The sequence below is a fragment of the Sphingobacterium hotanense genome, from assembly GCF_008274825.1.
GTDB lineage: Bacteria > Bacteroidota > Bacteroidia > Sphingobacteriales > Sphingobacteriaceae > Sphingobacterium > Sphingobacterium hotanense.
Genome location: NZ_CP030848.1, coordinates 645,664 through 669,887 on the forward strand (window position 1 = coordinate 645,664; position 24,224 = coordinate 669,887).

Sequence of the window (24,224 nt, forward strand, 5' to 3'; positions counted from 1 at the left end):
TTATATAGTTTCCGCTAATTCTAAGGCTCTGCGAAGGGCCGATATTTTGTTGTTTACTTCTTGTAGTTCTTTTTCGGGATCGGAATCCAATACAATTCCCGCTCCGGCTTGGTAGTGCAGGTTATTCTGCTTGCTCAAAAACGAACGGATCATGATGGCATGGTTAAAATCGCCGTTAAATCCCATATAGCCAATTGCTCCAGAGTAGAAGGAGCGTTGGAATCCCTCATAGCGATCGATCAAGGTCAATGCCATATGTTTTGGCGCGCCCGATAGCGTGCCGGCAGGGAAAGTATCGCCTACGACGTCGAATGGATTTGCATTCGGATTTAACTTGCCGCTTACCTTGGACACCAGGTGGATGACATGGGAATAGTACTGTGCTTCTTTATATGATTTGACTTCCACTTGCGTGCAGTGACGACTGAGGTCATTTCTTGCCAAGTCGACCAACATCACATGTTCGGCAGATTCTTTCGGGTCGTTCTTCAACTCCTCCGCAATCTTCTCGTCCTGTTCCATATTTCCCGTTCTCTTGAACGTTCCGGCGATAGGGTAGATGCTCGCAACATCTTTTTTGATGGTCAATTGCGCTTCCGGAGATGATCCGAATAGCTTAAAATCGCCGTAATCGAAATAGAACAGGTAAGGCGAGGGGTTGATGGAGCGCAATGCGCGATATACGTTGAATTCATCACCAGAGAATGGGGTTTTAAATCCGCGCGAGGGAACGATTTGGAATACATCGCCACGCTGAATATGTTCTTTCATCTTCAAAACAAGGTTTTTGAAATCCTCGTCGCTCATGTTGGACGTTTCTGCCCCTTTCTTTTGGAAGGTATATTCAGGGAAATTCTTGTTTTGAATAAGAAATTGAAGACGATCTAGCTCGCTGCTTTCGCTGTCTAAGAGGTTTTCGAAGATATGTAACTGATTCCTGAAGTGGTCTATAGCGATTACAAATTTGTAGACATGGTATTGAAGAGTAGGGATATCTTTTTCAGGATGCGGGGGAGTAGTTAATTGGATGTCTTCGAAATAGTTGACGGCGTCGAAGGTGAAATAGCCGAAAATACCGTTTGAAATGACATTTACTTCAGGGGCGTTTTCCGATTGAAATGATTTTCTGAAGTTGGACACTTCCTCCCGCAGATTAAGTCCTTCAGCGTTCTTGCTGATTTTTTGTCCGTCGGGAAGCGAAATGTTCAGGGTTTTGCCTTCCAGGATGATACCAGCAATAGGCTGGCAACAGATATAACTGATGTTGTTGTCGCGGCTATGGTATTCTGAACTTTCCAACAAAAGGCTGTTCGGGAAAGTGTCACGAAGTCTTAAGTACATGCTCACAGGTGTTGTCGTATCTGCGAGGATGTTTTTATGATTCGTTTTAAAAGTATAGTTCATATGTTGTTTATAATATATTGTGTCAAAAATAAAAAAAGCCCGACGTACTCTACGTCGGGCTTACCATTCAGTGGTTTTGGTTGATTATGAAAATCTTATCGTAAAATATACCACCCTCCCGACTTATTTAGTCAGAAGCCACCAACGGTTAGTATATTGAAATGCTCTCATTATTAACACACAAATTTAAAGGAAATTTTGAAATATCAAACTTTATTTAAAGAAAAAATAAAGAAAGTAAGTTTTTATTAATCATTTAGCAAATCTGGACGCCTTTCTTTTGTTCTTTGTAGCTGTTGTTCGTGGCGCCAAGCTGTGATTTTTGCTTCATGCCCACTCAATAGGATGTCTGGAACCTTATGGCCCCGCCACTCTACCGGGCGAGTATATATTGGAGCATCTAATAGACCATCTTGAAAAGAGTCGGATAGGGCAGAGGTCTCATCAGAAAGAACTCCCGGAATTAATCGGATGATGGCATCTACGAGAATTGCGGCTGGCAACTCGCCTCCCGATAGTACATAATCGCCAATGGAAATTTCCCGAGTAACATATATATCACGGATGCGTTGATCGATACCTTTATAATGTCCGCACAGGATGATGACGTTTTCTAATGTAGATAATGAGTTTGCGATATCCTGATTTAAGGTAACACCGTCAGGAGTCATGTAGATAACTTCATCGTAATTACGCTCAGATTGCAGTTTTTCGATACATGCGGCGAATGGCGCAATCTGCATTACCATCCCCGAGCCACCGCCATAAGGATAATCGTCTACAGATTTTTGTTTGTTTTCGCTGTAATCGCGAAGGTTGTGTACATGAATTTCTGCAATGCCCTTTTTCTGTGCTCTCTGCAAAATAGAATGGGCAAACGGACTTTGTAGTAAGTCTGGTAGAACAGTAATGATATCGAATCTCATAACTGCAAAGGTAGGAAGAAAGGGTGAAAAATGGGGTGTTTGAATCCTTGTGAAATATTTTTAATGTTCTTGTAAATAATAGTTGTCTATGATTGGTGTTTTTGGATAATTATTGGCTGAATTTAATTATTGATTTTGTTGTAAATAATTGTGAGGTGATAATTCTGTTCAAAATCTTTTAATGATATACCTAAAGGTTTGATGAAAATGCAATAATGTTGTTTTAAGAAAAGAAATAATGAATAAGGATAATTTAAGTCTGATAACTTAAAGTTTGTAAGAAATTGTGTGAAATATTTGCTGTAACAACTTTGCTATCCTATATTGCCCTCAGATTTAACAAAATTTTAACGTTTTGTTATTTCTTACAAACCAAAGAAAGCGATTAACTAAACAACAACAAAACATGAAACAAAAATTACTCAGTATTTTTTTGCTGTGTACTTTATTCGTTGGGATATCGTATGCGCAAAATCGTCAGGTGAGTGGTAGAGTTACGTCTTCGACAGATGGATCTCCGATTGCAGGAGCTTCTGTGGTTGAGGCTGGAACGTCTAATGCTACTCAAACAGACAATTCAGGAAATTTCAGTATCTCAGTTGGCCCCAATGCAACGCTATCCGTTAGTTTTGTGGGTTTTGCTGCGCAGCGTGTGGCTGTGGGAAGTAACAGCGTTGTGAATGTGCAATTGATTAGCGACGACTTGTCGCTAGAAGAGGTGGTAGTTACCGGATATGGTACGACAACCAAATTGAGACAAACAGGTTCGACTACCGTTGTGCAGTCTAAAGATGTAGAACAAACGCCTTTCCCTTCAATTGACCGTGCCCTTCAAGGACGCGTTCCGGGCTTACAGTCGTCTGGAGGATCCGGTCAGCCTGGATCAGCACAAACTATTAGAATTAGAGGTGTTGGATCTATTTCCGGGTCTTCATCACCATTATACGTTATTGATGGAGTGCCTGTAAACTCAGGTGATCTTTCTAGAGCAACTCCAACAGCTAACGTATTAGCAGGTATCAACCCGAACGATATTGAAAACATCACAGTTTTAAAAGATGCTTCATCGACGGCTATCTACGGTTCGCGTGGTTCCAATGGTGTTATCTTAATCACGACAAAATCAGGTAAAGCTGGAAAGACAAAGTTTAGATTAGATGCTGATTTCGGTTCAGTAAAGCCAGGTGTTAGCCCTAAAAAAGCGCGTGCACTGACTACCGAAGAAAATATTATGTTGATTGGAGAGTCTTTGTTAAACAATCCTACTTACGTAGATGCTTATAAATTAACACCAGACAATATTCGTGAATTTGTTATCAGTGAAAACGGGTTCGGGATTGACCCTTCAATAAACACTAATTGGTATGATGAGGTTACGCGTACAGGAAGTCAACAACAGTATAATTTGTCACTTGACGGCGGTAATGAGAAAACCACGTTTAACGTGGGCGGCGGGTTTTTCAAACAAGAAGGAACGATCCCTAATTCAGATTTCACTAGATATTCCGGAAAGCTATCATTAAAACATAATATCAATGATCGTTTTACCGTGGGAACTAATATGATCCTATCAACCTCGAATTTAAAAGGATTATTGAACGGGGGAGCATTTGGTAACCCGGTATTGACTAGCTTCTTCTTAATGCCAAGTATTCCCTCTAGAAATCCTGATGGATCAAACTATATCTCTGGAGACCTAGCAGCAGGAGCTGGTTTATACAATCCTCTAGAGATTTTGGATAAGGACAGAAGAAGTAACAATACACAGAAGGCTATTGATAGTATTTATGGAGAGTACAAAATTCTTCCAAACTTAAAAATTTCTTCTAAATATGGTATTGATTACAACAATCTAGAAGAAGATTATTACAACAATCCAAATTATGGTGACGGTAGAAACGTTGGTGGTAGAAGTTACAGAGACTATACTCGTTATTTCAATTGGGTGTGGACTAACTTGGTTGACTATCGTTGGGACATTGATGAAGACAAAAATTGGGTGGCAAATATTAAAGCGGGTTATGAGGCTCAAAAATCTCAATCCTACAGCTCTTCGGTAGGTGTTTATAATGTGCCATTGAATACTGATTTGACAGTTCCTTCTGTAGGTGCAACGCCAATTACAGCTACAGGTTCAAATGACGACTATTCATTCGCTTCATTCCTTGCACTAGGAGATTTCTCTTATAAAAATACGTATGTTGTTTCTTGGAGTTATCGTAATGATGGTTCGTCACGTTTCGGATCAGATAAACGCTATGGTAATTTCTGGTCTGTGGCGGGGAGTTGGAATTTAGATCAAGAAGATTTCATTAGAGAAGTTGATGCCATCAGCGCATTAAAATTACGTGCTTCTTATGGTGTGACAGGAAATGCGGGCATCGGAAATAATGCATGGAGAACTTTGTACGGATATACTAGAACAACTTATAACTTCGTGTATGATGGAAATATCGGAGCGGGACCGACACAATATGGTCTATCTAACCTAACATGGGAAAAGACGAATTCTTATGATATTGGTCTTGATGCGGAATTCTTGAATCATCGTTTAGGAGTTACATTTGATTTCTACAACAGAGAGTCAGAAGGACTTTTATATGCTGTTCCAGTTCCATATACTACCGGTTTCAATAGTTACGTAGCTAATTATGCTGGTTTAAGAAATCGCGGTTTTGAAGTCGCATTAAATGGTACTCCTGTTAAAACGGACGATTTTCAATGGGATTTAAATTTTAACATTTCAGTAAATAAAAATAAAACAACTAGATTAGTTGGAGACGAGCAAATCTCTAGCCCTTTCATTAGAAGAGTTGGCGAAGATTATTTCTCTTACTATCTTCCTCAATGGGCAGGAGCAGATCCTGAAAATGGCGACCCATTGTGGTATAAAGATGAAACTAGAACAGAAACAACAAACGTGTATAGTCAAGCAAAACGTGTTTTGTTAGGAAAAACAGCTTTACCGAAAGCTTTTGGTAGCTTCGGTACTACATTGAATTATAAAGGTATTGGGTTAGATGCGTTGTTCTATTATAACTTTGGAAACCATATCTATCAAGGATTTTACTCTTACCAAAATAGTGGTGGTGCATATTACGGTTCTTACAACCAAAGTGCTTTAGAATTAGATCGTTGGCAGAAACCTGGTGATGTTACTGATGTTCCTCGTCCTGTATTTGCTTCTGGAAATAAAAATGCCTTTGGCGCATCTGATCGATTATTAAAAGGTGGAGATTTCATCCGTCTACGTGATGTTACATTGAGCTACAGTTTACCATCAAATTGGATCGAAACTGCTAAGCTTTCTAACGTACGTGTTTACCTTCGCGGTTCAAATCTGTGGACTTGGGTAAAAGACGATACATTACCATTTGACCCGGAAGCGGGAAGCTCAGAGGTTGCCGGCGGTACTCAAGGGGTAACGAACTTTGATGTCTTTATTCCTAAGACCTTTACATTCGGAATTAACGTTGGATTTTAAAGATGCTTAACATGAAAATTAAATTTAAAAATATAATATTTACGGGGCTGGTAGCAGGAACTTTGTTAAGTTCTTGTAGTAAAGATTTCTTAGATCTTCCCCCTTATACCTCCGTTCCAGCTGAGACCGCTTTGTTGACAGAAGCAGATGCGTTGTCTGCTCTAACGGGAACATATGCTGGAATGCGTGTATTCGACCTCTACGGCAGAACTATACCATTGATGGGTGATTTGTGGGCTGATAATGTTAAGATTTCTACTAGAAACGCTGGACGTTATACTGAAATATATAATCTGAATTTCGTAGAAAACAATCAATGGTTTACAGGGATGTGGCAGAATGCCTATAGAGTTATCAATCGTGCAAACAACATTATTCATTCGACTCCATCTGGTGATGAAGCTAATATCAACCAGTATAAAGGAGAAGCTTATGCTGTTCGTGCTTTATTGCATTTTGAATTGGTTCGTTTCTTTGCGCGTCCGTATACTGATAATCCTGCAGGTCTTGGTGTTCCGCTTGTGACAACATTCGACATTGAAGGTAAACCTTCGCGTGCCACAGTCGAAGAGGTGTATACTCAAGTTTTATCGGATTTAGATGAAGCCTATAAATTGATGAGTAAGGCACCGAATACTGGGCGTTTCTCGAAATATTCAGCGCGTGCTTTGGCAGCTAGAGTAAACCTTCATAAAGGAACCCCAGCAGCAAATCAACTGGCTTTAAATTATGCGAAAGAAGTAATCGATAATAGTGGTGTTGATTTAGTTCCTATGGCTGGATTGGAAGCTTATTGGGGAGCACTTGGTTCACATTCATTTGGCAATGAAACATTATTCGAAATAGTTTCAGATCAAATTGATAATGCCGGATTTGATGAATTGCCATATTTCTTCGGTCAGACAGGTTATGGTGATGGATTAGCGCATAATGCTTTTTACGAGTCATACGCGGATACAGACGTTAGAAAAAAACTTATTATTAAAGGGGCTCGAGTGAGGGCAGAAAATCCAGCGTATATTATTAATAAGTATCCGGATTTAGTAAATTATGGTACCAAGAAAATTTTACGTATCTCGGAGATGTATTTGACTGCGGCTGAAGCTGCATATAATCTAGGGAATGCAGATGCAAAGACTTATCTAGAGGCTCTTGTAACAGAACGTGATCCAAGTGCGACCGTTACTGAGACCGGTAGTGCGCTTTTAGAACGTATAATCACGGAACGTAGAAAAGAGCTAGCTTTCGAGGGAGATAGAGTACATACTTTAAACAGATTAAAACGTGATATAACAGGACGTTCTCCTAGTTCTGCTGCTACAATTACATATTCGAATTTCCGTCGCGTTGCTCCGATTCCATTAACGGAATTAGATCGTAACGATAATTTGGAACAGAATACGGGTTGGCAACAATAAGATATATTTCATATCCGATGAAATAGGGACTGCATATTTGTAGTCCCTTTTTTGTTGTCAGTGCAGCTAACTATTGTTCAATATTTAAGTAATTTCAAAGCAGGTTGCTGCACTTTTTCTAACCTATTCTATTTGTTACAAATGACGTGTTAGTATCCCTCCGATAACAGTAATGCTATTTCTTGAATTAGGTTTTTGTTAGGTATAAGATTGACCTGCAGTGTTTTGGAAGCTGAAGGTAGTAGTATATTTATTGAAATACAACAAAATATGTCGACAAATGTTTATATTGTGCGGAATTTGCAAGCTATTTTTTGAAGTTGGAAGAATAAAATAGTGTTATGCAACTAATTTATTATTGTTTGTTCTGAATAACACATAATTTACCTAACATGATATTAACCTTCCTGTTCTATACTTTACAATCGCACTCATTCTTAGTTGCATAAAACACCAATGTTACCACATCATTATGAATTTCTTAATTCTAGAATTCACAAAACTTTAAATCATTGATATTCAACCATCCTAAACCTCTAAATTTTAATTTTAGATAAAACTATACTTATTAGTAACCGACATTTATTTATCAATAATTTATAAAATAACGCCATTTCCCCAATTACTTTTGTAAAAAGTTTAAAAAACAACCAATATTTTGAATTATTCACAAAAAATTGATTAACAAGGTATTTTGTTTGTCTTAAGGTTAATGAAAGTCTATATTTGCACCCTGTTTAACAATTTTTAACAGTTATTGCTCAGAATTCTTTAATTATTACAAACAAAATGAAACAAAAATTACTCAGTTTTATTTTTGTGATGACGTGCCTTATTGGGGTTGCGTTTGCACAAAATCGTCAAGTGAGTGGTCAAGTAACTGCGGCAGATGGGGGCGCTCCATTATCAGGAGTATCTGTCATTATCGTCGGTACGACTACTTCTACCCAAACAGACGACTCCGGAAACTATTCCCTTACAGTTGCTGACAATGCTACTCTAGCATTCTCGTATGTAGGGTATGTTTCTCAACGTATTTCAGTTGCTGGTAAGTCGGTAGTTAATGCTGCCTTAGTAAGCGAAGAAGCTACATTAGAAGAAGTTGTTGTCGTAGGTTACGGTAGCACAACAAAAGAAGCTTTTACAGGTTCAGCGAAAAAAGTTGATGGTGCTAAACTACAACAAAAGAACGTTTCCAACATTTCACAAGCGATTGCTGGTGAGGTTGCTGGTTTACAAGTAGTGAATACTACTGGTCAGCCAGGTAGCTCTGCTACTATTCGTATCCGTGGTTTTGGTTCTGTAAATGGTAACCGCGATCCTTTGTATGTTGTTGATGGTGTTCCTTTCTCAGGAAACATTACATCAATCAACAATGCAGACATCGAAAACGTAACGGTATTGAAAGATGCTGCTGCGACCGCAATTTACGGTTCTCGTGGTGCGAATGGGGTTATCTTGATTACGACAAAAACAGGTCGCGGTCAACAATCATTCGTTGAAGCAGATGCTAACTTCGGTAGCAACATGTCATTACTTCCACGTTATGATGTAATCAAATCAGCAGAAGAATATATCGGATTGAGCTGGGAAGCGATGTACAACGAAGGTATCACTAGAGGACAAGACGGTGTAGCATTCGCTAATCAACGTTTATTCTCAGGTTCTGGTATCAACGCATTGAACAACATATGGAACGTATCTTCAGTTGCAGATCTAATCGATCCTACAACAAGAACAGTGAAATCAGGTGTTACTCGTAAATACAACCCTGAAAACTGGGAAGACTATGCATTCCAAAGTGCAGCGAGAACTGATATCAACGTAAGATTTGGTGGTTCTAGCGAGAAGACAAACTACTTTACTTCCCTAGGTTATTTAGGCGATAAAGGTTACTCGATCAACTCTGATTTCGAGCGTTTAACAGGTCGTTTAAGCTTAGATCACAAAGTAAACAAATTCATCAATGTGGGTATGAACGCGAACTACTCTAAAGTAGAGCGTAATACTGGTGGCCAGTCTGAAGACTCAGGAAGTATTTTCTGGTTCGTAGACAACATTCCTTCCATCTACCCATTATTCCAAAGAGATGCTGACGGTAACACAATCGACGATCCTTACTACGGTGGAAGCGTATTCGATTATGGTACAGTTTCAAAACGTAAATTCGGTTCATTAACGAACGCGATTGCTGATGCTACTTATGACATCAAACGTCATAACCGTAACGAATTAAACGGTAGAGCATATGTTAACTTCAATATTATTGACGGTTTAACGTTCGAAAACTCTTTAGGTATTCAGTACTACAACAATATTTACAACGACAGAGCTAACAAATTCTACGGAAGTGCAGCAGGTCAAAACGGTTCATTGTACCAAAGACGTACAGAGTTGAACTACTATAACTTGTTAAACTTATTACGTTATAGAAAAGACTTCGGCGATCACTCTTTCGAGGCATTAGCTGCTCACGAGGCTGTAAAATGGGATTCAAATATCCTTGATAACTCAGGGTACAACCTAGTATCAAACGATATCTTAGACTTCAGCAACGTAGTTGTATCTAACCCAATCAAATCTTGGACTGAGGACTACTCATTAGAAAGTTACTTCGGTCAGATCAACTACGATTACAAAAACAAGTATTACTTGTCAGGTAGTTTAAGACGCGATGGATCTTCAAGATTTAAAAACGAGAAATGGGGTACTTTCGGTTCGGTAGGTGCAGGATGGATTGTGTCTAACGAAGACTTCATGAACGATCAGAACATCTTCAAGTTCTTGAAATACAAAGTTTCATACGGTGTATTAGGTGATCAAGCAGGCGTAGGTTACTACCCAGGTTACATCACTTACAACGTAGAAAATGTAAACAACGAAGCTGCATTCACATTCAACAACAAAGGTAATGAAGACCTTACTTGGGAGACTTCAAAAATGTTCCAAACAGGTGTTGAATTTGAAATCGGCAACTTCTTAACAGGTACAGTAGAATACTACATCAAAAATACAGATAACTTAATCTTTGACTACGGTATGGGACCATCAATCGGTTACCAAACTATCAAAGTAAATGATGGTCAATTGAGAAACCAAGGTATCGAGTTTGATTTAGTAGGTCATATCGTTAAGAACGAAAACTTCTATTTAGATTTAGGTATCAACGGTGAGGCGTTCAAAAACAAAATCACTAAAATGCCAATCGATCCTTCGACTCAATTACCAAAAGTTATTGATATCCAAGGAAGCTACGGATGGGCTGAAGGTCATTCAATCTATGATTTCTACATGAGAGACTTCGTAGGTGTGGATCCTGAGGATGGTCTAAGTATGTGGAAAGTGTACTACACTGACAACAACGGAGACGGTTCATTCAATGCTGGTGAGCAAATCGCATCAATGGCATTGTTCAACAACCCAGACAACAAAGAAATCAAAGAAGGAACAACAAAAACTTATTCGCAAGCAACACAATACTACGTTGGCAAATCAGCTATTCCAGCTATCAGAGGTGCTTTCAACCTAAGAGCAGGTTACAAAGGATTTGACTTAAGCGCGCAACTATTGTATAGCCTAGGTGGATATGCTTATGACGGTGCATACGCTATTTTGATGAATAACGATGCTATCGGTAGCAACAACTGGCATAACGACATCTTCAACAGATGGCAAAAACCAGGCGACGTTACTGACGTGCCTAGATTGAGCAATGATTGGGACGCGAATGTTAACTCAGTATCGACTAGATTCTTAACGAAATCAAACTACTTGATGTTAAACAACGTTCGTTTAGGATATAACTTCAAATCAGATTGGATTAAAACTTTTGGTGCTCAAGCATTATCAGTATGGGTATCTGCGGATAACTTAGCTATTGCTTCAGCAAGAAAAGGATTTAACCCTTCAACTCACCAAGCTGGTTCTTCTAGCATGTACAGATACTCACCTTTATCAACGGTAAGTGCTGGTTTAAGAGTTAAGTTTTAATTTTATAAGCGTTTAAGAAAATGAAAAAAACATTAAATATATTGTTGGCAGGCTCTTTAGTTTTTGCTTCTTGTAGCAAAGATTTCTTAGACAGCGCCCCAACAGAGCAATTGTCTACCGACCAAATCGAAGAAGCCGGTAAACAAGATCCTAACGTTTTGAACGGTTACATCACAGGTTTGTATGCGACAATGTATACTACATTTACAGCGCTTCCTGCAGATGAAGACCATGATGACTTCGGACAAAAAGGATACGATATCTATATGGATATGTTAGCGTCAGACATGGTATTAACCGGTCTGAACTACGGATGGTATTCAAACGTTGTTCGTTATATCGCGACAACTGACTACACACGTGCTGAGGCTTCAAAACCTTGGAACTACTATTACAAAATCATTATGTCTGCAAACTCGGCAATGGACGCTATCGGTGGCTCAGAAGTGGAGATCCCTGCAGATCAAAAAGATGCTCGTTTTGTAATGGGACAAGCAAAAGCTATGCGTGCGTATGCTTACTTCTACCTAGCAAATTTATATGCTCCTGAGTACGGTTCTGGTAATGATAAAATCTTACCTATCTATACGAACACAGATCAACCAAATCAACCTCTTTCTACAACGAAAGAAGTATATGATCTAATCATTTCAGATTTGGAAACTGCGGTAGAATACTTAAATGGATTCAACAGAACAGGTAAACACCAAATCAACAAATACGTTGCTGAAGGTTTGTTAGCTTACGCTTTGGGTGCTAGAGGTACGCAAGCAGACTGGCAAAAAGTAGCTACTTTAACTAATGATATCATTACTAATGGTGGCTTCCCTTTGACTACAAAAAGTCAATCAGCAGCTGTATTAGACGGACAAGGATTAGTTGTTAATGGCGACGGTGGTTTCAATAACATTGCTACACCAAGCTGGATGTGGGGTGTTGATTTAACATTAGCGAGCAACTTAGACTTAGTATCATGGTGGGGACAAGTGGATTACTGGAGCTATAGCTACGCTGCTGCTGGTGACCCTAAAGCAATTGATAAAGGTCTTTACGCTAAAATCCCTGCAAACGACGTTCGTAAAGGACAGTTTGATGCAGACGAGTTAATGCCGATCAACAAATTCTACACACCTGAGCGTGAAGCAATGGGTCAACGTCAAATCGTAACTGACTACTTGTACATGCGTGTTGATGAAATGGTATTGTTAAATGCAGAAGCAAATGCTAATATCGGAAACGAAGCTGCGGCAATCGCATCGTTGAAAAAATTATTAGACTTGCGTTTGGATAATACAAGCTACCTTTCAACATTGTCAGGTCAGCGCTTAAAAGACGAAATTTACTTACAAACTCGTATTGAACTTTGGGGTGAAGGTAAATCTTACTTAGCATTGAAACGTAACAAAGCGACGGTTACAAGAGGTGAAAACCACTTATACTTCGCAGGTCAATCGTTCAAATACAATGCTGATCAATTAACATTCCCAATTCCACAGGTGGAAATTCAGAATAACCCTCAAATTAATTAATTTGATTTTTCTTAATAGAAAAGGCCTCGCAAATCGCGAGGCCTTTTTGTTTGAAAGTGTTTGTTTTCGATTTCTATATATCGTTCTCTAAACGGTTGCTGCGAGAATGCTCAGTTCCTGCGCCACGCGTCCGGCAATACTTGCGAAGGACTTCGTTACAGGATCATCAGCATCTAGGGCCACCGGGAATCCATTATCACCAGCATCTGCAACGGCTTTTACCAAAGGAATCTCTCCGATAAACGGCACATTGTTTTGTTCAGCAAGGCGTTTTCCACCATCTTTTCCGAAGATATAATATTTGTTGTCGGGAAGTTCGGCAGGGGTAAAGTATGCCATGTTTTCGATGACACCTAAGATCGGTACTTGCACGCCTTCCATCTGATACATCGCCATACCCTTGATCGCGTCGGCAAGCGCGACTTGCTGTGGCGTCGTCACAATGACAGCACCAGAAATAGGGTATTGCTGAGCCACCGTAATATGTATATCACCCGTACCTGGAGGCATGTCGACTACTAAATAGTCTAGCTCGCCCCAGTCGGTATCATTGAATAGCTGTTTGATTGCTGAGGTCGCCATCGGGCCACGCCACGGAATCGGTTGGTTCGGATCTGTAAAAAATCCGATTGACAGTAATTTCAACCCAAATTTTTCGATAGGTACAATCTTGGTCTGCCCATCAGCCGTCTGCGTAGATTCTGGTCTTGCTCCGTCCAGTCCAAACATGATAGGCACCGAAGGGCCATAGATATCAGCATCCAATAATCCCGTCTTTGCACCTGTCTGCGACAGTGCCAATGCTAGATTGGCTGCAACGGTTGATTTTCCGACGCCCCCTTTTCCAGAGGATACTAATACGATGTTTTTGATGTTCTTTAGCTGAGCGTTTTCCACAGGACGGACACGAGCGGTCATGTTGATTTCTACATCCACATCCTTAGACACGAAAAAAGCAATAGCGTTGCGGCAAGCATGTTCTATATGGCCTTTTAGCGGGCAAGCGGGAGTGGTAAGTACAACGTCGAATTTTATCTTATTAGGTAGAATTTCGATGTTTTCAATCATGTTTAGAGTGACTAAATCTTTCTTCAGATCAGGCTCTTCCACATTACTCAAAGCATCTAAGATTTGTTGTTTTGTAATCATGGTTTCACAATATTCATACAAACTTAAGGAAAGATGGACAATATCATGTCATAAAGATGTTTTTAATGAATTTTATCTATTTTTATCAAATTAATAATGAAGAAACGGTCTATTTATGCTGGTAAAAGAATGGCTGAGGAAGCTTGATTTTTCGTTCCTGCGGAAGCGCTGGTTTTTAATTACAGCGGGTGCTGTTTTGGGGATCTTCCTGATTGGATTATTCTGGGGGCTATCCGTTCGGGGAAAAATGTTAGATCAAGCGGTGGTGAAAGTGAAGAAGAAACTCAAGGACGATTATCAGCTCGATTTACGTATTGGGAGCTATGATTTTGCAGGCTTGACGACTGTGGAGTTCCAAAAGGTCCGCGTTGTTCCAGATTCCGCAGATCAGTTGGCGGCTATGGATAAATTTAAAGTGTCCGTAAAGCTGTTCCCCCTAATTTCCGGGACAATCAAATTGGGTTCCTTGCAAATAGAAAACGCCGATATCACCTTGGTAAAAGAGGATAACACCTCCAATTATGACTTTTTATTTCGAAAGAAAGCCAAGGATTCAACTGCGGTTGATACCAGCAGCCGAACGTTAGCCGAGACGGTCGATCGATTGATCAAGCAGGTTTTCCTGAAGGTTCCTCGCGATTTGAACATGACGAATGTGAATTTGTCGTATCAGGATAGTTCAGGAACCCAAATGGTGCGTATTCCAGTTGGCGAAATCGACAATGGGGATTACGATGTCGATGTCTTCTTGAACGAGCAGGATGCGAAATGGAACTTCAGCGGCGAGGTCAATCCCGATAAGCAGACATTGAGCGTTAAAATCACTTCGGATAATAAGGATGCCGAGTTACCATTTTTACGCAGAAAATACGGACTTCAGGTGAGTTTCGATGAACTTGCCTTTCACCTAGACGATGTATCTCGGAAGGGTAAAGATGTACTGGAAGTATTGGGTGGTTGGTCGACCAAGAACCTGAAAATTTATCAGCGACGCTTATCTGGCGAACAGGTTGTTCTTCCTGAAGGGGCGGCGCTTGGCGGATTTCATGTGTCGGAGAATACGATTCAGTTAATCGAGGGCACCAAGGTGCAGGTCAAAGAATTTTCTTTTGAACCTCGACTAAAATACACACGTAAGCCTAAGAAGTTATTGAGCATGGCAGTCCATACGGGTAAGTTTAAGGCGCAGAATTTTTTTGATGCGATACCGAAAGGGCTTTTTGACCAGCTTGACGGTTTACAGGTTGAGGGCGATATTCAATATGACATGGATTTTGAGGTAGATTTGGATGATCCCGATCAGTTGAAGTTCAGTTCCAAAATAGACGATGCGGCATTGAAAATTGTAAAATGGGGCAAGGCCGATATTGCCGCCTTAAACCAGCCCTTTGTTTATGAGGCTTATGATGATACGACAAAACTACGCGATATCGTTGTGGGGCCCGCCAATCCAATGTTTACTCCGCTGGATCAGGTTTCTTCGATTTTAAAGAAAACGGTGTTGAATACCGAAGATCCTTTTTTCTATAAACACAAGGGGTTCGAACTGGAAGCCTTCCAGTTGTCAATCGTTACGAATATTAAAGAGAAGAAGTTCAAACGTGGAGCAAGCACCATTTCTATGCAGCTGGTAAAGAATGTTTACCTGAATAGGAATAAAACAATGATGCGCAAGTTTGAGGAGATCTTGCTTGTTTGGCTAATGGAGCAATCTGGGCAGGTAAGCAAAGATCGCTTATTGGAAATTTATCTGAATGTAATCGAATGGGGCAAAAACGTCTATGGTATTGCGGAAGCTTCGCAGTATTATTTTGGGAAGAAACCTTCAGAAATAACGATTGGGGAGAGTTTGTTCCTATCGAGTATTATCCCGCGACCGAAAACCGGTCTATCGTCATTTGACTATACCGGACAATTGAAACCCTGGGTCATGAAGCATTTTAATACCTATGGTTATATCATGAACAAGATGCGGCAATTGGATAATGAAAATGTCCCTGCGAATTACGGGTTCTATCAGGCACAATTGCAGCCAAATCTGCGCCCGGCGCGTCCGAAAGGCGTTGTTGATACGGCGGCATCTTTCGATGATCTTAAAGATATGGCCGAAGAGATGGATTTAGAAGACCAACTGCGCAAGTCTATCCGCGAGCGATTATTCGGTAAGGAAGAAAACAAAGAGGAAAACTAAGCATGAAGAACATAATAATTGATGACCTGCATTTTGAATTGATGATCGATTATGATCAGATTCAAAAGCGTATCCGCCTTATCGGAATTGATATCAATCTTCGTTATGAAGATAAGCATCCTGTTTTTATCGGCGTTCTGAATGGTTGCTTTATGTTTATGGCTGATCTGATGAAGCAGATACATATCCCATGTGAGATGTCGTTCGTTAAGCTAGCATCCTATACGGGAACAGATCAGGGGCGTATTTCGGAATTGATAGGTGTGGGGATGGATTTGACGGGGCGTCATGTGGTGATTGTAGAGGATATCGTAGATACGGGCAATTCGTTGGTTCATACGATTGAAGCGCTGGAGAAACTTCAGGTGGCGAGTATTTCCGTGGCGACATTACTCATGAAGCCGGAATGCCTTTTATATTCTTTTGATAACATCATGTATGTAGGTTTCGAGATCGAGAAGGAATTTGTAGTAGGCTATGGCCTGGACTACAATGGTCAATGTCGAAACCTACAGCATATCTATAAGCAGTTCGATCCGCTTACTAACGAAAAGAGCAGCTAAGCATATGGTCATTGACCATACCTACCGCCTGCATATAGGCGTAGCATATAGTGGTCCCAAAGAATCGAATTCCTCTTTTCTTCAAATCCTTGGCGATCGCGTCTGAAATAGGGGAGGTTGCGGGAGCCTGACGATAGTCTTCATAGCTATTGATGATAGGCTTTTTGTCGGGCATGAATGAATATAAGTAATTGTAGAAACTGCCGAACTCCTTCTGAATATCCATAAAGATCTGTGCATTGCTGATCGTTGTTTTAATTTTCAGCTTATTCCTGATAATTCCCGGGTCCTGTAATAAACGCTCTTGATCTTTCTCTGTCATCGCGGCAACCTTTTCCACATCGAAATCAGCAAATGCTTTTCTATAGTTTTCGCGTCGTCGCAGGATCGTAATCCAGCTTAATCCAGCTTGCGCAGATTCTAAAATGAGAAATTCGAATAGTGTTTTGTCGTCCTTTACTTGTTTTCCCCATTCCTGATCGTGGTAGGCTTGATATTCGGCATCATTACCACACCAGCCACAGCGTACTAGCTCTTTATTGCTCATTTTTCAATTTCTAAAGCGATTATTTTATTCTAACTTTACGGCACTCATGAAACATCGTGTGCTATTCCGTTTTCTGTTAATTTTTACCGTATTGTTTGGTTTTGCCCAACAAGGTGCCGCTACCATACCGGTAGGTAATGTGCAAATATTACCTGCTGATAGCCTACCATTTAACGATAGTTTAGCGCAGGTTTCACCCTTAGACTCCCTAGATTCGGCATTTAAATATACTGAAATCATCCCCGGTTTAAGGAAAGATAATAATTTCTTAACAGAGCGCTTGAAGCAGCAGCTGAAAATTGGGCGCCACGACTTGCTGTTTGGTGTAGAAAGAATTGAAGCATCAACGGATGCGGAGCGTATAATTTCGGGAAAATTGAAAAGCGAGCGTCCGATTTGGGTCTTGATTATTGTTTTCTTTCTATTCTTGATTTTGGCTATTATACGCATTGTTTTCCCAATGGAACTGCGTACCATTGTTGATGCCTACTACAAAGAAAGGTTGTTATTACAAGTTAGTAAAGAGGATAGTTTGGCAACTTCCTGGCCCTATATTTTCCTCTATGCTTTGTTCAGCCTGTCGCTCGGGCTGTTCATCGTCTTGGTTATGTCGAGTTTCAGCGACAAAAATTATCTTACTTTTGAGAATTTTATAAAAAATGCAATTTTCGTAGCGGCTTTATTCATCGCTAAGATTTTAATTATTCGCTTTGTATCTTTTATATTTTCTTTAGAAAAGATTGTGCGTGAGTACGTTGCGGTCTTGTATCTCGTCTATTTTAACAGCATGTTTTTATTGATGCCATTCTTGTTGGCTCTACTGTTTGTACCTGTGGCATATTTTCAATTTATTACGGTTGTTTACGTTGTTTTAATAATAATTTTATTCACTTACCGCTTCCTACGGACCGCTTTACACCTATTCGGGAATTTCAAGTTTTCTATTTTTTATTTAATTCTTTATCTTTGCAGTCTCGAACTAGCACCTATTTTAATATTAGTTAGAGCACTTAGTAAATAAGAAAGAATTTATGCAGATTGATGTAGAAAGATCCAAAAAAGTAAAGAGCATTCTTGTTACTTTACCAAAACCTGAAAACGATAAATCTCCCTACTTCACCTTAGCTGAGAAATACAATCTACGATTGGACTTCCGCGGTTTTATCCATGTGGAAGGTGTTCCGGCTAAAGATGTACGAAAAGATAAGGTAAACTTTGCGGACCATACTGCAGTAATTTTTACGAGTAAAAATGCTGTAGATCACTTCTTTAGAGTTTGTGAAGAAATGCGTTTTGAGGTATCCGCAGAGATGAAATATTTCTGTATCTCCGAAACCATTGCTTTATACTTGCAGAAATACATACAGTACCGCAAGCGTAAAATCTTCTTCGGTAAACAAACTGCAAAAGATCTGGAAGACGTGTTGAAGAAGCACAATAAAGAGAAATTCTTATTCCCATGCTCTGACGTGGCAAACGAAGAAACACAACGTTGGTTGCAAGAAAACGGATATGATTTCACTCCTGCCGTTCTATTCAGAACGGTCATCAGCGACATCAAAGATCTAAAGGATGTATTCTACGATATCATCGTCTTCTTTAGCCCTTCAAGCGTACAGTCACTATATGAGAACTTCCCAGATTTCGTACAGAACAATACACGCATCGCAGCGTTCGGCTCAAGTACTCAACAGGCATTGCTAGATCATGACCTTATCCTTGATATCCCTGCCCCGACGCCAAATGCACCAAGCATGACGATGGCAATCGAACAGTATATTAAGCAAGTGAATAAATAGTAGTTTAGATATTAGATGTAAGATAGTAGACATTCGAAATTTCTAATCGCCTAGAGATAGAAAAATTGCTGTTGAAGATATTTTAAGCCCTTAGGATTTTTTCTAGGGGCTTTTTTTAATTTGAGATTTTAGACATTAGGTATTAATCTGTGCAAAAGCTCTTTTTCATTTTGAAAATAGCCGTCTTAGCCGTGTCTGATGTCTAATATCTAATGTCTACACGACTGTGACAAATCCCCATCATGAATCTGCTTCGCCAGATTTTTATAATATTTGCTGCTGTTGGATGGAAAAGTGGGATAAAAGTTATAAACATTCGGCTACAATATCTTGTTTTATTGTTGATAATGGTTGATTTTAATGGTAATCGGGGTAATTTTGGGACCGGCCAAATTATCGTGAATCGGATATGATTTTTATGTTAAAATGGAAAAAGAATTGAATTTTTCTTGTTTAATAAGATTCCATTTAAGATTTTTGGCTTTCGTGGTAGCGAAACTATCCAAATCTTCATTAGTGAAATTTATATTGAATAATATTATATAATGATACTTAAACCTTTCAAACGTATACTCCAGGGTGCATTATTATTAACGGTTGTACTTACTGGATGTAATAGACCAGATAGCTCTGGCGAATTGGTTGGTACTCGATTAGACAGGTTAAAAGAGAATAAAACACCTTTCGGAATGGTGCTCATCCCGGGGGGAACCTTTATTATGGGGCAGTCTGATGAAGATATTACCTTTTCTCAAACCTCGCAGAACAGACAGGTTACCATCGCTCCATTCTATATGGACGATACAGAAATCTCAAATAGCGAATATCGTCAGTTTGTAAACTGGGTTCGTGATTCCATCTTAATTTATAACCACCTCAATGATCCTTCGTATTTCAAGACTTCGGCATCCGGCGACTCGAGACATATCGATTGGGAGAGAGTGCGCAAGAATTCGCCATGGAATGCACAGACCCCAGCACAACAGGAAGGTTTAAACCAAATGTATTACCAAGGCGAAGACCGTATTTTTGGTAAAAATGAATTGGATGTACGTCAATTGACCTACCATTATGAATGGTACGATCTGCGTGCTGCGGTTGCTGCCAAAAATGACCCTTCAAAGAAACGTTCGGATTTTATCTTAAGAGATACCATGTTGATCTATCCGGATACGACGGTTTGGTTAACAGATTTTTCATATGCTCAGAACGAGCCTTTGGTAGAAAGTTATTTTTCCCATGCTTCTTATGATGAATATCCGGTAGTAGGGGTGACCTGGCGACAAGCGCAGGCTTTCAATACCTGGAGAACATTATTATTCAACAACAATGCTGCAAATAAGCGTCGTGAAGAACGTGCTCCTTATCAATTGCCTTCCGAGGCTCAGTGGGAGTATGCTGCTCGCGGTGGTAAAATTGGAACTCAGTTTCCATGGGGTGGTCCGACAGCTCGCAATGCGAAAGGCTGTCTGATGGCTAATTTCAAGCCAGGGCGTGGTAACTACCTGGATGATGGTGCTGCTTATACTGCTCCCGTTTATTCGTACTTCCCGAACGACTACGGTTTGTATAACATGGCAGGGAATGTCGCGGAATGGACGCAATCAAGTTATAATGAATCAGCCTATTCTTTCGTTCATGATATGAACCCGACATATACTTACCATGCTTCGCCATCCGATCATGAGACGATGAAGCGTAAGGTTATTCGCGGTGGCTCATGGAAGGACGTGGGATACTTCTTGCAAAATTCAACTCGTCAGTACGAGTATCAAGATACAGCGAAAGCTTATTTAGGCTTCCGCAGTGTATTAGCCTATAAAGGGGTTTTGAATAGATAATCAATCAACATATACTAAACAACATAAACTACTAACATTTTAAACGATGGCAAGAAAGAAAAGATTCGGATTCGGTATCAACACGCTTATTAACTGGGGTGCCTCAGTGGTCATTATTGGACTAATGTTCAAAATTCTTCACTTCAAAGGTGGAGAGTGGATGATTGGTATAGGCTTGGCCGTGGAAGCTGTATTATTCTTCATCATGGGGTTTTTATCTGCGGAAGAAGACGTGGATTGGACTCGTGTTTATCCGGAGTTAGACGAAGATTTTAAAGGCGAATTGCCGACACGTAGCGTGCAACAGGTACAAGTGGCACAACCTACCGCGATTGGTAATACGGCTGCACTCGATAAATTATTGCAAGACGCGAACATTGACGAAAACCTGATCGGAAACTTAGGAGATGGTCTTCGTACGTTTGGTGATAAGGTAGCTGCTATTTCAAAAGTAGCAGACACCGCTACGGCGACAAATCAGTTTGCAGATAAATTAAATGCTGCCGCAACGGGTGCATCACAATTGAGTCATGCGTTTGAACGTGCTGCTGCTGACTTGCAGACTTTCAATGAGTCGGCTACAGATATGCAACAGTTTAAAGAGCAAGTAAACACTTTCAATAAGAACCTATCATCGTTGAACGCCATCTACGGTGGAATGCTTTCTGCAATGAATCCAACATCTGGAAACAGATCATAACGAAGTTTGAACTAGATTTTTAACATTTAAAAAAATAGAAAACTGACTTATGGCAGGTAGAAAAGAAACACCAAGGCAGAAGATGATCGGGATCCTTTATTTGGTTCTACTAGGCTTAGTAGCACTAAATGTAAGTGATTCCCTTCTGGATGCTTTCAAAAACTTGGGTGATAGTTTAAAAACATCGACAGAAAATACCCAAACGGGTATCGATAATATGTTCCTTTCTTTCCGTGAAACGAAAATGAAGGAGAACCCGGAGCGCGCACAGCCTTTATTAACGAAAGCTGAGCAAGCACAGAAACTAGTAGCGGCTTTGACGAGCAAAGTAGCGGAATATAACCGATTGTTTATGGAAGAAGGTGGTGGTCTGGAAGAGAGCACCGGCGATGTAAGCAAGCGTAGTAACGTTGATATCTCTCCTCGATTGATGATCAATCAGGGTCGCGGAAAAGAATTGCGCGACTTGATTAATAAGACCGCTGCAGAATTGAAGAAATTGACGAACAACGAGGTTGATTTTGCGCTTTTAGCAGCAGATCCGAAGGATCGTGGTGGGGTTAAGAAGACTTGGGAAGAAGCCAACTTTGGAGATGGTATTCCTTTGACCGCTGCTATCACAGCATTAGAGAAAATCAATGCAGATGCGAAGAATGCGGAGTCTGCAGTTGTAAAACATATTTTTGGTAAGATGGATCAAGCTGTAGTAAACTTAGACCGTTTCTCGGCAGTTGCTGTTGCTCCGACTTCTTACTTAATTCAAGGCCAGCCTTACACAGCAAAAGTATTCCTGACGGCATACGACTCCAAGTCGACTCCTCAGATTTCAGTAAACGGAAGTCCTTTGCAGGTTGTTGATGGACAAGGGATGTACTCGGTGAATACGTCGTCAGAAGGGGTATTCAGCTGGAAAGGATTAATCAGCGTTCAGCAAACTGACGGTACAGTGAAAACTTACGAAACAGAGCCGATTTCTTATCAGGTTGCTCGCCCTTCGGCGGTGGTATCTCCGGATAAGATGAATGTGCTATACATCGGTGTTGATAACCCTATTTCGGTTTCTGCTCCTGGTATTGCTCGTGAGAATCTGATTGTTTCGGGTTCCGGAGTTTCGATTTCTGGGTCTGGCGGTAAATATAATGCTCGTGTTTCTTCAACCGGAGAAGCAACAGTTAATGTATCGGCAAAAATTGGAGACAAGACGCAGCAGTTGAGCAGTACGAAGTTCCGTGTGAAGCGTATTCCAAAACCGACGGCTCGCGTTGCTGGTAAAACAGGAGGTCGTATCTCTGCAGCACAATTACGCGGTCAGAACGTGGTTGCTGCCTCATTAGATAATTTCGAATTTGATGCGAAGTTCCGCATCTCTAAATTCAATATGTATATCGCAAAACCACGTGTAGATCCTATAGGACCTTACACAACCAGTGGATCAAACTTTAGCGCACAGATGAAGTCTGGCTTATCAGGAGTGACCAGTGGTTCGGTGGTAATGATCTATGATATCGTAGGGGTAGGGCCTGACGGCGTTGCCCAAAACTTGGACCCTATTACGTTCCAGGTTACCAATTAATCAATTTAGATGATTAGTATCATGAAAAAGTTAGTATTAGCAGCAACTGTTTTTTTCTCCTTGCAAGCCTCGGCACAACAGGAGAACCTGAACAATAGTGTAGACCCCGTTCAGGCAGTTGACACCTTGCCTCCAGTTGATGGATATGTAGTGAAATCAGATTTCGAAAATCGGAAGGTCGTTCCTTATGCTAATATTCGTCAGACGGATATCGCTTTCAGCAAACGTGTATGGCGCGAAATGGATCTGCGTGTGAAGATGAATCAAGCTTTCGCATCTCCTAAGTCGAGTTTGATTAATATTCTCTTAGAAGCGATCCAAGAGGGTAAATTACGCGCATACGATCCAACGCCTACCAAAGATGACCCTAACGGCGATTCGTTCAAGACTTTGCTAGCACCCGATCAGGTGATGGCTCGTTTTGGTGGCGATTCGATCTTGGTAGAAGAATTCAATGAGAATAATGAGGTAATCGGATCGAGCTACCAACAGCGTGATTTCGATGCAACGCAGGTGGTGAAGTTTCGTATCAAAGAGGATTGGATATTTGATAAGCAACGCTCGGTATTCGAGGCTCGTATTGTGGGCATAGCGCCTTTGATTACGCCTCAGATCCCAGGTGCGTCGGATATTATCATGCCGGTTGACGGAACGGGTACAGATGCAGGGAGCAGTGCTCCAGTAGACCCATTTGATCCATTTGCGGTTCCAGCAGAAAATAATACGGAAACAACAACGAATGCAACTCCTCCTGCAGATGTAGCTCTTCCTCCGGTAGGTGGCAATAGTTTCATCCCGCAGATCGATGCGACTCCGGCTTTCTGGGTATATTTCCCAGAGGCACGTCATGTCCTTGTAAACAAAGAGGTCATGAATCGACATAACGACGCTACCGGCTTGAGCTATGATGATATCTTTATCAAACGCATGTTTGCAAGCTATATCGTGAAGCAATCAAACCCTGAGGATCTTCGAATCAAAGATTATATCAGTGATGACATGGAGCGCCTGTTTGAATCAGAAAGAATTAAAAAATCGTTGATGGATTACGAGCAAGACTTGTGGTCTTACTAGAAATCTGACGGTTATCATTTTTTAGAAGAATATTTC

16 protein-coding genes are annotated in these 24,224 nt (G+C 40.5%); 12 read left to right on the forward strand and 4 right to left on the reverse strand.

The window, feature by feature from the left end:
* A complete protein-coding gene (locus tag DSM08_RS02645; RefSeq protein WP_149524687.1) occupies positions 1-1,404 on the reverse strand; it encodes an anthranilate synthase component I family protein in 1,404 nt (467 codons plus the stop codon).
* 248 nt (positions 1,405-1,652) lie between these two features.
* Entirely contained in the window at positions 1,653-2,330 is a 678-nt protein-coding gene (trmD, locus tag DSM08_RS02650) for a tRNA (guanosine(37)-N1)-methyltransferase TrmD (protein ID WP_149524688.1), read from the reverse strand.
* A 406-nt stretch (positions 2,331-2,736) separates the two neighbouring features.
* Between trmD and DSM08_RS02655 the strand changes: the two genes are divergently transcribed.
* The 4 genes from DSM08_RS02655 (at position 2,737) to DSM08_RS02670 (ending at position 12,751) form a co-directional block, all read left to right on the forward strand.
* The gene (locus tag DSM08_RS02655; protein WP_149524689.1) at positions 2,737-5,814 is read left to right on the forward strand and encodes a SusC/RagA family TonB-linked outer membrane protein; all 3,078 of its coding nucleotides are present in this window, start codon (positions 2,737-2,739) and stop codon (positions 5,812-5,814) included.
* A 2-nt stretch (positions 5,815-5,816) separates the two neighbouring features.
* Positions 5,817-7,232 (forward strand): RagB/SusD family nutrient uptake outer membrane protein, encoded by a 1,416-nt coding sequence (locus tag DSM08_RS02660; RefSeq protein WP_149524690.1) that lies wholly within the window; start codon positions 5,817-5,819, stop codon positions 7,230-7,232.
* A 789-nt stretch (positions 7,233-8,021) separates the two neighbouring features.
* The gene (locus DSM08_RS02665) at positions 8,022-11,222 is read left to right on the forward strand and encodes a SusC/RagA family TonB-linked outer membrane protein (protein ID WP_149524691.1); all 3,201 of its coding nucleotides are present in this window, start codon (positions 8,022-8,024) and stop codon (positions 11,220-11,222) included.
* A 20-nt stretch (positions 11,223-11,242) separates the two neighbouring features.
* The gene (locus DSM08_RS02670) at positions 11,243-12,751 is read left to right on the forward strand and encodes a RagB/SusD family nutrient uptake outer membrane protein (RefSeq protein ID WP_149524692.1); all 1,509 of its coding nucleotides are present in this window, start codon (positions 11,243-11,245) and stop codon (positions 12,749-12,751) included.
* Between the two features lie 87 nt (positions 12,752-12,838).
* Here the strand turns inward: DSM08_RS02670 and DSM08_RS02675 are convergent, their stop codons facing one another.
* Positions 12,839-13,900: an Mrp/NBP35 family ATP-binding protein gene (locus tag DSM08_RS02675; RefSeq protein WP_149524693.1), complete on the reverse strand. Its 1,062-nt coding sequence runs from the start codon at positions 13,898-13,900 to the stop codon at positions 12,839-12,841.
* Between the two features lie 115 nt (positions 13,901-14,015).
* Between DSM08_RS02675 and DSM08_RS02680 the strand changes: the two genes are divergently transcribed.
* Together DSM08_RS02680 and DSM08_RS02685 are read left to right on the forward strand one after the other, a co-directional pair.
* Positions 14,016-16,091, forward strand: a complete 2,076-nt coding sequence (locus tag DSM08_RS02680) for a transglycosylase domain-containing protein (RefSeq protein WP_246172424.1) — start codon at positions 14,016-14,018, stop codon at positions 16,089-16,091.
* A gap of 2 nt (positions 16,092-16,093) precedes the next feature.
* On the forward strand, positions 16,094-16,654 hold the full coding sequence (locus DSM08_RS02685) for a phosphoribosyltransferase (RefSeq protein WP_149524694.1): 561 nt from the start codon (positions 16,094-16,096) through the stop codon (positions 16,652-16,654).
* Here the strand turns inward: DSM08_RS02685 and DSM08_RS02690 are convergent.
* Positions 16,635-17,201 carry a DNA-3-methyladenine glycosylase I gene (locus DSM08_RS02690; RefSeq protein ID WP_149524695.1) on the reverse strand — a complete coding sequence of 189 codons (567 nt, stop codon included), beginning with the start codon at positions 17,199-17,201 and terminating at the stop codon, positions 16,635-16,637. The two genes, DSM08_RS02685 and DSM08_RS02690, sit on opposite strands and share 20 nt — an antisense overlap.
* A gap of 46 nt (positions 17,202-17,247) precedes the next feature.
* On the opposite strand from DSM08_RS02690, the gene DSM08_RS02695 reads away from it, so the two are divergent.
* The 6 genes from DSM08_RS02695 (at position 17,248) to porN (ending at position 24,188) form a co-directional block, all read left to right on the forward strand.
* Entirely contained in the window at positions 17,248-18,222 is a 975-nt protein-coding gene (locus DSM08_RS02695) for a DUF4271 domain-containing protein (RefSeq protein WP_149524696.1), read from the forward strand.
* A 10-nt stretch (positions 18,223-18,232) separates the two neighbouring features.
* Complete coding sequence (locus DSM08_RS02700; protein WP_149524697.1) at positions 18,233-19,000, forward strand: uroporphyrinogen-III synthase; 768 nt, start codon at positions 18,233-18,235, stop codon at positions 18,998-19,000.
* Between the two features lie 545 nt (positions 19,001-19,545).
* Positions 19,546-20,841: a T9SS ring complex lipoprotein PorK/GldK gene (porK, locus tag DSM08_RS02705; protein ID WP_149524698.1), complete on the forward strand. Its 1,296-nt coding sequence runs from the start codon at positions 19,546-19,548 to the stop codon at positions 20,839-20,841.
* Between the two features lie 46 nt (positions 20,842-20,887).
* Entirely contained in the window at positions 20,888-21,541 is a 654-nt protein-coding gene (porL, locus tag DSM08_RS02710; protein WP_149524699.1) for a type IX secretion system motor protein PorL/GldL, read from the forward strand.
* A gap of 49 nt (positions 21,542-21,590) precedes the next feature.
* Positions 21,591-23,114 (forward strand): type IX secretion system motor protein PorM/GldM, encoded by a 1,524-nt coding sequence (gene porM, locus DSM08_RS02715; protein WP_149524700.1) that lies wholly within the window; start codon positions 21,591-21,593, stop codon positions 23,112-23,114.
* Between the two features lie 21 nt (positions 23,115-23,135).
* Positions 23,136-24,188, forward strand: coding sequence for a type IX secretion system ring subunit PorN/GldN (gene porN / locus DSM08_RS02720; RefSeq protein WP_149524701.1), 1,053 nt, complete (start codon positions 23,136-23,138; stop codon positions 24,186-24,188).
* The last annotated feature ends 36 nt before the right edge of the window (positions 24,189-24,224 follow it).

Bases quoted from the DNA above. Each gene is read 5' to 3' on its own strand.
- DSM08_RS02645 (WP_149524687.1), bottom strand. From the start codon at position 1,404: ATGAACTATACTTTTAAAACGAATCATAAAAACATCCTCGCAGATACG.
- trmD (WP_149524688.1), bottom strand. From the start codon at position 2,330: ATGAGATTCGATATCATTACTGTTCTACCAGACTTACTACAAAGTCCG.
- DSM08_RS02655 (WP_149524689.1), top strand. From the start codon at position 2,737: ATGAAACAAAAATTACTCAGTATTTTTTTGCTGTGTACTTTATTCGTT.
- DSM08_RS02660 (WP_149524690.1), top strand. From the start codon at position 5,817: ATGCTTAACATGAAAATTAAATTTAAAAATATAATATTTACGGGGCTG.
- DSM08_RS02665 (WP_149524691.1), top strand. From the start codon at position 8,022: ATGAAACAAAAATTACTCAGTTTTATTTTTGTGATGACGTGCCTTATT.
- DSM08_RS02670 (WP_149524692.1), top strand. From the start codon at position 11,243: ATGAAAAAAACATTAAATATATTGTTGGCAGGCTCTTTAGTTTTTGCT.
- DSM08_RS02675 (WP_149524693.1), bottom strand. From the start codon at position 13,900: ATGATTACAAAACAACAAATCTTAGATGCTTTGAGTAATGTGGAAGAG.
- DSM08_RS02680 (WP_246172424.1), top strand. From the start codon at position 14,016: ATGCTGGTAAAAGAATGGCTGAGGAAGCTTGATTTTTCGTTCCTGCGG.
- DSM08_RS02685 (WP_149524694.1), top strand. From the start codon at position 16,094: ATGAAGAACATAATAATTGATGACCTGCATTTTGAATTGATGATCGAT.
- DSM08_RS02690 (WP_149524695.1), bottom strand. From the start codon at position 17,201: ATGAGCAATAAAGAGCTAGTACGCTGTGGCTGGTGTGGTAATGATGCC.
- DSM08_RS02695 (WP_149524696.1), top strand. From the start codon at position 17,248: ATGAAACATCGTGTGCTATTCCGTTTTCTGTTAATTTTTACCGTATTG.
- DSM08_RS02700 (WP_149524697.1), top strand. From the start codon at position 18,233: ATGCAGATTGATGTAGAAAGATCCAAAAAAGTAAAGAGCATTCTTGTT.
- porK (WP_149524698.1), top strand. From the start codon at position 19,546: ATGATACTTAAACCTTTCAAACGTATACTCCAGGGTGCATTATTATTA.
- porL (WP_149524699.1), top strand. From the start codon at position 20,888: ATGGCAAGAAAGAAAAGATTCGGATTCGGTATCAACACGCTTATTAAC.
- porM (WP_149524700.1), top strand. From the start codon at position 21,591: ATGGCAGGTAGAAAAGAAACACCAAGGCAGAAGATGATCGGGATCCTT.
- porN (WP_149524701.1), top strand. From the start codon at position 23,136: ATGAAAAAGTTAGTATTAGCAGCAACTGTTTTTTTCTCCTTGCAAGCC.